The following is a 10,803-nucleotide window of genomic DNA, read 5'->3' as shown; positions in this document are numbered from 1 at the left end:
ATAACCAATAACCAATAACCAATAACCAATAACCAATAACCAATAACCAATGACTACTGACTAATAAATCTAATTGTTGTCATCCGATTGTATAAATCTGGGGCGGTGCGAATGATTTTTCTGAGAAGTTCATCTGTCACCCAAAAGACGAGGGGAAAGGAAAATTTTTTGCTGAATTCGCTGCATACTAGGTTGGTGGAAATCAGCAATCTGTCGATCGACTCTACTGACTCCAAACCGAGGAGCATCAAAGCTGGAGGCTTTTCGTTGCCTACTTCTGCGGCGATTGTCGTGTAGAGAGTTGTCGCCGATTTTGGCAAAACTATTTGCAGCGGTTTCTGGGTAGAAGTTACTTGCAGGCGATCGACTACTTGCTGCCGCAAAGCCAGCGAATTGCAGTGCACTAAAACAAAAGAAAAGTAACCTTGGGAAAGACGGAGCGCTCGAATTAAAGTTGAGAACGACCGCTCGTTATATTTGGCTGAGTCGTACTTAGCTGCATCGTCTTTACCTGTATTTTCTGAGCTGTTCTCGACAAACATAAATTGCAGGTCTGTTATTTAGTTTTAGATATTTTCTAAATTAAGTGCTGTTTCTAAAGAAAATCTGAAGGAAGGAAAAAAACCTAGAAAATATTTGAGTGATTGTAGCACTATTTCAAATTAATATCAATACTTCTATCGACTAATTTTGCTTCACGCAGTCTGGCGCTACCTGTGGGTAGAAAACCAGATAAAATGTAGTTAAAAATACAAAAAACTCACCGGGAATTTTCAGCCAAGGGCAAAGTAAACCAAAAAATTGCCCCAGCACCCGGATTGCTAATTACTCCAATTTCCCCGCCGTGAGCCTCAATAATTTGTCGGCAAAGGTATAAGCCCAAACCCAAACCAACTGAGTGTCGGGATTGATAACCCCTAACATAAAGGTCAAACAGATGTTCGCACTGTTCAGGCAATATTCCCACTCCGTCATCTTCAACGGTACAGCAAATCATGCTACTTGGGGAATTGGGAATTGGGGATTGGTAATAGGTAATTGGGAATTGGGAATTGGGGATCGGTAGTTGGTAATCGGTAATCGGTAATTTCTGTATATCCTGTTTTGTTTTGCTTTGATTAACAATTCTTTTTGCCCCCGTTATTATTTTAGCGGAAACGGTTAATTTTAGTCCTGGTAAATTGTGTTTTAAAGCATTAGCAATTAAATTAGAAAACACTCGCCATAACTGAGTACGATCGGCATCCACCGCGGGTAAATCATCCGGAACTAAATTTGTGAAAGTAGCTTCAGCCTCATTCATTAAAGGCTCTAAATCTGCGGCAACCGCTTCAACTACTAGCTTCAAATCTACCCGATCGCAGTGCAGAACCAAACCGCGCAATTCCCCGGCGTGAACTTCCAACAGCGAATTAATCAACCGCAACTGCTGCTCGCTACCTTGAATCATCCGCTCCACCACAGAACGGGGAATTGGGATCGAATCACCAGTTTTTGTCTGCCAATTCTCGATCACCATTAACATTCCCGCTACGGGGTTGCGCAAGTCGTGAGAAAGAGCATGAATAAACAGTCTCTGCGATTCTTGTGCCTGTTTCCGCTGCGTGATATCCTCGATCAAACCCTCATAATAAAGCACTGAGCCGCTGCTGTCGCGAACCGCCCGCGCTTTTTCGGAAATCCAGACAATACTGCCGTCACAGCGATAAATTTGTGACTCAAAATCCGAGACTGTGTTGCTTTGGGCGATCGATCGCAAAAACTCTTTTCTGCGTACTGGATCGACATACAACTGCCGCTCAATGTCAGTAAACTTTGCCGTCACTTCTTCGGGGGAATCGCAGCCGTAAATCCGCGCCAAAGCAGGATTGGCAGTAATATAGCGGCCCTCGGGAGTGCTTTGAAAAATTCCCTCACCAGCATTCTCAAAAATGCTGCGGTACTTCGCCTCAGCCGCCTCCAATTTTTGATAAGCAGATTCCAATTCGCGCCTGGTACTAAACTCTGTTCGTTGCAAGCATTCGTACCAATAAACCGATAAATCGCAAATCAAACAAAACCAAAATAAATACAAGTAAAATCCGCTCAGCCTAAAAGCAGTATATTTAGCCAAACTTAGATTTAAAATTAAATTTATGCCGACATGGCAAAACAAAACGCCGAGTTGAGAAATCAGGTGAAGGCGCCAGCGGACGGGCATCAGCGTAGCTTGGGTGAGAAACGCTAAACTCCAGGTTAAAATCGGTAAGTCCCCGACTTTTGCGGCGGCCAACCCAATCTGTACGACGACGGTCAGCGACCACGAAAAACCCAAAAATAGCAGACCTGGATAGCGTTTGCCGATCGAGGTTTTTTGCAATATCAAACAAGTCAGCAAGCCCAATTCTACAGCAGCGCTAGTGTACAAATAAACAATTTTAAATTCGCGGGGAGCGAATATTGCTTCGCCGAGAAGATAGACAATGATTGTGAAGGCAAAAAAGATCGCAATTCGCACAGCAGGGCGCAGCCGATCGCGCAGGAAGCGATCGCGCCACACCTCATAAACCGTTGGCGCCTCAACTGATTTTTTATGACTTGAATAAACCATACCATTTTAGATTTTGGATTTGCGATTTTGGATTGAATAATTGAATGATTGATAAATTTTCAATTTGAACAATTGAAGAATTTAGTTAATAGCAATTTGCTCAATTTAATCCGCCCTGAAACTGATGCAAGCACCCGACTGTTGTCGTAGATAAATCAAGTTTTTATAGCATAGTTTAACCTCCCACATTCATCTGTAAAGTAAATTTAAAACTTTTACAGGAAAGCCGAAGTATCTAAAATCTACAATCTAAAATCGACTGACAACAGGTAACGAAAACCAGAAAGTCGAGCCGCCTCCGGGGGTGCTTTCGACGCCGATGAAGCCGCCGTGAGCTTTGATAATTTGCTTGGAAAGGTACAATCCCAAACCCAGCCCTGTTAATTGTCGGCTATTGGGGTCTTGAACGTAAAGTTCAAACAGAGATTCCCGTTGTTTGGCGCTGATTCCCACTCCATTATCTGTTACAGTACAGCGAACCATTTTTACGGTAACTCCGGGCAATTTTTTGCTGTTATTGCCAATTTGACCGTGATGGCGGGGCAGTTGGCGACTGCTGTCGAGGTTAAATTTGAGCCTGGTTTCCTGATTTTTGTCGGTGGTGTCGAGGGTCGAGGTGCGATCGCCCGCAGCAGAGGGCAGGTTAGGGATACACCGGGAGACGAAATTATTTGAAGATGTAAAAAACTGTGCATTTTCGGCAAAATTTAATGACTTTTCTACTTCAATTACCTCGGCTTTAAAATTTATATTTACTCCAGGATGATTGTGTTTGATAGCATTGGTTAGGAGATTTTCTAGCACCCGATGCAAGTGTTTGCTGTCGGCCTTGACTAGCGGCAAATTAGCAGATATTTCTTGAGTCAGAGTTACTTGATTTTTTGCCATCATCGGTTTTAAACCGGCAATAATTGCTGAACTCAAAGACTGCAAGTGTAGCGGTTCTGTGTTGAGAACAATTCCTTTGACCTCGGTGGCGTGAGCGTCGAGGAGGGAGTTAACCATCGTCAACTGGTGTTCGCTGGCTTGAACTATGCGCTGCAAAATCGATCGAGAAACTGGAACATCCTGTATAGACTCACAGGCCGATTTGTTGAGCAAATTTTTGATCAAGATTAACATTCCCATCACAGGAGTGCGGAGATTGTGAGAAACTGCGTGCAAAAATAAATCTTTGAGGCAGTTGCTTTCTTGCAGTTCGTGCATTTTTTGTTGCAGTTGGCTGGTGCGTTCCTCTACTTGAGATTCTAAGTTGGCATTCAGTTCTTTTACCTGCTGCAAAAGTTGGGCTTGCTGGAGGGCGATCGCGACTTGGGTAGCGAGTTTTTCTAACAAATCAATTTCAAATTCTTGCCACTGGCGCCTGTCTGAACACTGGTTGACTGCTAAGATTCCGAACAGTTCATCGCCGAGGACGATCGGCACATTTAACGTCGCACGAATTTGATAGTCGCGGTAATATTTGGCAACGGTATCGGTCAGGGGCACCGCAGCAGTATCGCAGACTGTTCGGACGCGGCTGCGAGCATAAAAAGTTCTTAAGTGTGCGAGGTGATTCTGGTCATCTAGCAGCAACCCCAAAATAGAAAGGTATTGGCTACCCACAGACTCAGCCACAATTTTACCGTAGACTGGCATGGGAAGATTGGCCCCGGCTGCATCCAGAATACCGATGAAAGCGCGGTCTGCTTTGAAAAATTGCCGGACTTCGGCAACAGTTGTATTGAGAATTTGTTCGAGATCGAGAGAGTGGCGAATGCGTAGGGCCATTTCTGAGAGGAGGCGATCGCGATCGGAGGAGGCGCGCAAAGCCGCTTCCGCGCGGTGGCGTTCGGTAACATCTTGGACTGTGGCGGCGATGACGTTAGAATTAATCGCCGACTGTTCGCAGACAGTGCGTTCGGAGCCGTCGGCGAGCGCAATTCGGTAGTTAATGCAATAGGGAAGGCGTTCAAACATCGCTTGAGATTGCGATCGCGCCACCAATTCTCGGTCTTCTGGATGTACCGCCTGCAAAAACATTTCAGGTGTTGGTTTGACAGAGCCCGGAGTCAAGCCCAAGAGGCGATAAAGTTCGTCCGACCAATGCAATTCGATATTTGGTGTAGCGCGTTCTGGGGATGCTGTGCAGTTTTGTATGGTGGCGGTGGCGGCGCAATTTAAATCCCAATTACCCAACCCAGCGATGCGCTGAGCGTTGGCTAAACTAGCGTGAGCGTCGCGCAACTGAGCCGCAGTCCGGCGCAATTCCACGAGGGCTTGCTCGCGTTCAGCGACAGCAGCAGCCAACATTAGGGCCACAACGGCGATCGTACCGGTAAAAGCTTGTAGAAATAAAACCGCCTGTTTGAGATTTTCGCTTTTGACCAGAAACGGGCCGCCTCCTTGGACAGCTCCCCAAATTGCGATGTAAGAGACGATCGAATAAGCAAAAATTGCTCCCGGCGGTTGAAAGCGCAAAGCTGCCCAAACAATCAGAGGAAAAGGCAGATATTCGAGCGGATAGAGAGCGATCGCCGTCTGTGTTTTCGAGCAAAAAACCAACCAGCTAACGCTCACTAGCAGAGTTAGCAAAATTAGTGCTTCTAAATAAGATAATAAAAATGGAAGATTGTAGCGATTTTTAGTTGGATGAGATGTGTTGGGATAATTGGTAATTGGTAATTGGTAATTTTGACTGTTAAAAACTGCTTTAAAATTTGAAATAATGCAGGATTTTCGGGGAATTTCAAAACTTTTAAAAGAGCGGTCTAAAGTTAGTAGGACTGGGGTGACGATCAAAATTCCCATCCCGTCTCCGAGCCACGTAGTCCACCAGTTGCGAGAGAAATTGCTCCACTGAGCCCAACCAAAAACACAGATTCCCAAGTTACCGAGGGTAGAACCGAGCAAAGTAGATCCTATGACGGCGGCGGCGACCAAACCCAGAACATCTCGCAGTCGATCGAGCTTAGTACAAAATCCGATCCGTTGTAGCAGGGTCTCTCCAGCCAGGGCTTGTAGGGTGACGCTAAAAGCTGATGTGACAATCACAGGGGAGGGTATACCTGCGGTAGAGTTTAACAGCACCGAACCGAGGGCAATGAATGGCCACATCCGGCGCCCTTGCAGCAACATTGCCGCCAGCGCGATGCCGGCGGGCGGCCACACGGGGGAGGCTTCGGCTTTCACCAGTCCCAGTACCGAGGCTGCGAGTTTTCCGGTGACAAAGTAGGCAACGGCTAGGATGCTGGCATACAGAAGGGGTCGAGTCTGGCGGTTGAGCAGTTTCATTTTTGTGCGATCGAATCCTCCATTGCTACTTTTTAATTTAGGTGGATCGGGGGCGATCGAGCTTCCTCCAGACGAATCACCTGACTGGGGGAGGGGGAGGGAGGTAGATTGGGGGAGGGGGAGAGAGGGAGAATTTTTGTTCTTCGCACTAATGACCAATAACTAATGACCAATGACCAATGACCAATGACCAATGACCAATGACCAATGACTTCTTAAAATCCAAAACCCCGCTTACCATCAGGCTTGGTAGTCAGCCAATTAGTCTTAGCAGTTGCGAGTTGTTCCTCGCTAACTGTAGCGTCAGTCAGATTCGCGCCGCACAAATTAGCGCCCCGCAAATTTGCCTTAGTCAAATAAGCTCCACTCAAGTCAGCTCCCCGGAAATCCGCGCCTTCAAAATTAGCAGTGCTGCAATAAGCTTCAGTCAAATTTGCTCCTCGCAAATTCGCCTTAATTAACCGAGCGTGACCGAGATTCGCCCCCGACAAATCGGCTCCTTGCAAATTTGCCTTCACCAACCGAGTCTGATAAAAATTCCCCCCCGCCAGCAGAGCTTTTTGCAATTGTAAACCTGACAGTTCGCAGTCAGCAAAATCGCGCTTGCCTTTAAAATATGCCGCTCGCAAGCTGTTGGTGTCCCACTTGACAACAGCTTTCGTTACCTTGGTCGCAGCTATATTACCCGAAAGTGCCGCAGTTCCGAAAGTTCTGCCCGACTCTGCCAGACTGCGAGCAACTCTCGGCTGCATCCCCGTGTTTCCCGATTGGGTGAAGGAAGTTCTGGGGCGGGTGCTTTGCTTTGTCTGTCGCCAATCTTGACTGCTTTTGCTCTGGGGCGAGGGCCAGGAAGTACCATCATCGTTAAATATCGTCGGCTCTTCAACTGTGCGGCCGCCTGCGTTAAATTGAGTTGCCAAGCCGTCGCAAAGGTCTGCGTCTTCAAATTCGCCATTGAGAGCTTTGACGACATCTGCTGCCGATTGAAAGCGGTGACTGACGATGGGCTTGAGCATTTTATCGAGAATTCGCGCAAAATCTGGACTCACCTGAACGTGGGGATGCCAAACAATTTCGCCGGTTACGCCATCAAAATCTAAATCCTTGGGCGACTTACCTGTGAGCAAGTACAAACAAGTCATCCCCAAGGCGTAGATGTCGCTAGCAAATATCGGCCGCAGTGCCATTTGTTCGGGGGGAGCAAAACTAAACGTGCCGACTGAAAATTTGGTGTTAGCGCTTTGGTCGGCGGGGTCTAATAATATTGTTTGGCTAACTTGGTCTTTTACTGCTCCGAAGTCAATCAAAACTAAGTGATTGTCTTGACTGCGGCGAATAATATTTGCAGGTTTGATGTCTCTGTGAATTACTCCTTGACTGTGGACGTATTGTACTACTGAGAGAATTTCTAATAGAAAGTTTTTAACGTCTGATTCGTTGAAACGCCCTGCTTGCTTGACTTCTTGTTTCAAAGTCGAGCCTTTAACATACTCTTGAACTAAGTAAAATTGCTGTTCGGTTTCAAAATAGTCTAGCAGCCTCGGTACTTGGGGGTGGTCGCCGAGTTGGCCGAGGGTTTTCGCCTCTCGTTTGAACAATTCCCGCGCCATTTCTAAGACTCGCGGCGACGAACTACTGGGTCGCAGTTGCTTGACCACGCAACTCGGTTGACCGGGCAAAGAGATGTCTTTTGCCAGAAATGTAGCTCCAAAACCTCCTTGTCCTAAAGGTTCAATGACTCGGTAGCGAGCGCGCAGCAATAGCCGCGCGCCGCACGTCTGACACTGGAGAATCGAGTCAGGAGGATTTTGAGGATGGGGACAGCCCGGATTTACGCAGTAGCTCATGTTGATTGAGTTTGCCTATGTTTTTCTGATTTTGTCAGCGTCGCTCGACCGCACAAATTCCCTTAAACCGCTTCTGCTAGAAATACTGATCTATCAGTTGTCGGCGGGCCGTGCGTCCGGTTACGAATTGGAATTGCACCTAAGTCTTTTAGGCCGATATCTTTTCCCTATTTTGATTATGTCGCTGCTGTGAGTTTTTGCGGTAGATTATCCTTGAAGATAGTTTAAAGACTTGCTAAAGTTGTCCTTTTTTGTGTAAAGTCTTTCTAAACTTAGGTGCTTTTTGCGCTGTTAGATGTCTCTAGCATACCTCATTCTCTCAATGAGAATGTTACTCATCCCACAGCAGCCATCTACCTTTGAGGCGATCGCTCATTTTTGCTGATATATATCACGGTTGTCTTGACAAAATTTAACTGATGTGGTATCAAAAGCATTCCAGAATAAATTCTGGGACTGCACAGTCGAAGCAGGTCGGCACAGACTACTGACCTAATAACTACCGAACACGACAACTAACTACTGACTCTCATTATGCGTATTTCTCTAAACTGGCTGCGGGAATTGGTGGATGTGACAATATCCCCAGAAGAATTAGCCGAAACCCTGACAATGGCCGGATTTGAAGTCGAAGAAATTGAAGATCGCCGCCTCTGGGCTGACGGCGTAGTATTGGGCAAAATAGTCGCCTGCGAACAACATCCCAATGCCGACAAATTGAGAGTTTGTCAAGTCGATGTCGGCAAACCAGAACCTTTAAATATTGTGTGCGGCGCACCCAACGCGAGGGCAGATATTTATGTACCTGTAGCCGTTGTTGGCACTTTTTTATCGACGATTGATTTAAAAATTAAACCTGCTAAATTGCGCGGCGTTCCTTCGGAAGGAATGATTTGCTCTCTCGCTGAATTGGGCTTGTTGAAAGAGTCAGCAGGAATTCATATTTTCGAGTTAGAAAATCCTGAATTGGGCAGCGATATTCGCCCGCTTTTAGGTTTAGATGATGTGATTTTAGATTTGACAGCAACTGCTAACCGTGCAGACGCTTTGAGCATGGTGGGCGTAGCCCGGGAAGTGGCGGCACTAACTGGCGCAAGTGTGAGAATTCCGACAACTAATGATGTGGCGGTTCAGGGCGAAGAAAGTCCGAATTTGGCAGTAGAAATATCGGAACCGCAAGGCTGCCCGATTTACATTGGCACGGAAATTTCAGGAGTGAAAATTGCACCGTCTCCGGCTTGGTTGCAGCAGCGGTTGCAGGCGGCGGGTGTGCGGCCGATTAATAATGTGGTTGATGTCACTAATTACATTTTACTAGAATGGGGACAACCGCTGCACGCTTTCGATCGCGATCGCCTACAATCTTTGACCGGCACTTCTGACATCAGCATCGGCGTTCGCTTTGCCAAACCAGGGGAATCCTTCAAAACCTTGGACGGACAAAACCGCAATTTGCAAGCACAAAATCTGTTGATTACTGCTAGCGACAAACCCGTAGCCTTAGCTGGGGTAATGGGTGGCGAAGATACGGAAGTTCACGAAAACACCGTAAACTTAGTCTTAGAAGCTGCGATTTTCGACCAAGCAACGATTCGCCGTTCTGCCCGCGCTCAAGGCCTGCGGAGTGAGGCTTCGATCCGCTACGAACGGGGGGTGAATCAGGCGGCTCTAACGACCGCGTGCGATCGCGCTATTGCCCTAATTTTGCAGTTGGCTGGAGGCGCTGCGACGGTGCAGAAAACGGCGAGTTCGGGGGGAGATTTGAGTTGGTCGCGATCGCTCGAATTGCGTCTCGATCGCCTAAACTTGGTGTTAGGACAGTTAAAAAGAGGAGCAGCCGGCGGTTCTCCCTATCTGGAACCAGAGGAAGTAAAAAATATCCTCACAGCCCTGGGCTGCGAAGTGGCTGCGACGGAAAAAGCACGAGTTTTTGCGATAACTGTTCCTGCTTACCGCTACCGGGATTTAGAAAGGGAAATTGATTTAATCGAAGAAGTCGCCAGACTCCACGGTTACGACAACTTCTGCGATACTTTGCCTAGCGAAACACAACCCGGTTATCTATCTCCAGAATACGCGCAAATACGGAATGTGCGATCGGCTTTTCGGGCGGCCGGTTTGACAGAATTGATGCACTATTCCTTAGTAAAAACCGAGGGAGAAAATCAAGTTGTGCTAGCAAATCCGCTGTTTGTCGAGTATTCGGCGTTGCGGACGGAAATGCTGTCGGGTTTGATTGATGCTTTCGGGTACAATTTGGAGCAAGGAAACGGCGCGCTTAATGGTTTTGAGGTCGGACGCATTTTTTGGAAAGAAGGGGATGCCAAGAAAGAAGCAGACGCCGTAGCGGGGATTATTGGCGGCGACCCGACTGTGTGGAAATGGCAGCAAGGTGGGCGCGATCGACCTTTGACTTGGTTTGAAGCAAAAGGTGTCCTAGAAAGTGTGTTTCAGCAGTTGAGTTTGGCTGTAGAATATGCAAGCGATTCCTCTAATCCGCGCCTGCACCCCGGCCGCACCGCCGCGCTATCCTTAAACGGGAAACCGTTGGGAGTTTTCGGACAGTTACACCCGCAATTGCAGCAGGAAAAGGGTTTGCCGGAACAGGTTTATGTGTTTCAATTAGATTTAGCAGTGTTGTTGGATGAGTTAGGGCGATCGCAGAACTTGACTCGCAAATTCGCAGGTTATTCGAGTTTCCCAGCTTCTGACAGAGACATCGCATTTTTCGCACCGGTGGAAGTTCCGGTAGTTGAGATGCAGGGCGCAATGAAGCAGGCGGCGGGTAGCTTACTCGATTCGGTGGAACTCTTCGACGAGTATCGCGGCGAAAACGTACCGGCGGGACAACGTAGTTTAGCATTTCGGTTGATTTATCGATCGGGCGATCGAACACTAAGCGAAACCGATGTCGAACCAGCCCAACAAAAAGTCCGCGACATTTTAGTCGAGAAATTCGGCGTTAGTTTGAGAAGCTAAAGTAGCCAGCCTCCGCAGGCCATTAACTGGTTCCCAGGTATAGCCTGGGAACTTTCTTCAACCCACGGAGGTGGGTTTTGTTTGTGTAAACCTGGTTTCCAACCGCCGGGATTT

At 47.3% G+C, this 10,803-nt stretch carries 5 protein-coding genes; 1 reads left to right on the top strand and 4 read right to left on the bottom strand.

All coding sequences use genetic code 11. The features are described 5' to 3' along the window. Positions 1-53 precede the first annotated feature (53 nt). The 4 genes from QT974_RS07270 to QT974_RS07255 form a co-directional block, all read right to left on the bottom strand. Entirely contained in the window at positions 54-542 is a 489-nt protein-coding gene (locus QT974_RS07270; protein WP_333467845.1) for a hypothetical protein, read from the bottom strand. 218 nt (positions 543-760) lie between these two features. Beyond that, entirely contained in the window at positions 761-2,590 is a 1,830-nt protein-coding gene (locus tag QT974_RS07265) for a PAS domain-containing sensor histidine kinase (RefSeq protein ID WP_333467844.1), read from the bottom strand. Positions 2,591-2,839: 249 nt separating this feature from the next. Beyond that, the gene (locus QT974_RS07260; protein WP_333467843.1) at positions 2,840-5,863 is read right to left on the bottom strand and encodes an MASE1 domain-containing protein; all 3,024 of its coding nucleotides are present in this window, start codon (positions 5,861-5,863) and stop codon (positions 2,840-2,842) included. Positions 5,864-6,078: 215 nt separating this feature from the next. Then, positions 6,079-7,710, bottom strand: coding sequence for a serine/threonine-protein kinase (locus QT974_RS07255; protein WP_333467842.1), 1,632 nt, complete (start codon positions 7,708-7,710; stop codon positions 6,079-6,081). Between the two features lie 534 nt (positions 7,711-8,244). Between QT974_RS07255 and pheT the strand changes: the two genes are divergently transcribed. Then, positions 8,245-10,689: a phenylalanine--tRNA ligase subunit beta gene (gene pheT / locus QT974_RS07250; protein ID WP_333467841.1), complete on the top strand. Its 2,445-nt coding sequence runs from the start codon at positions 8,245-8,247 to the stop codon at positions 10,687-10,689. Positions 10,690-10,803: the final 114 nt, after the last annotated feature.

This window comes from Microcoleus sp. BM001215392, assembly GCF_036700185.1.
Taxonomy (GTDB): Bacteria; Cyanobacteriota; Cyanobacteriia; order Cyanobacteriales; family Microcoleaceae; genus Microcoleus.
Note: the sequence above shows the minus strand (reverse complement) of the source record. Positions and strands in the feature narration are given on the sequence as shown.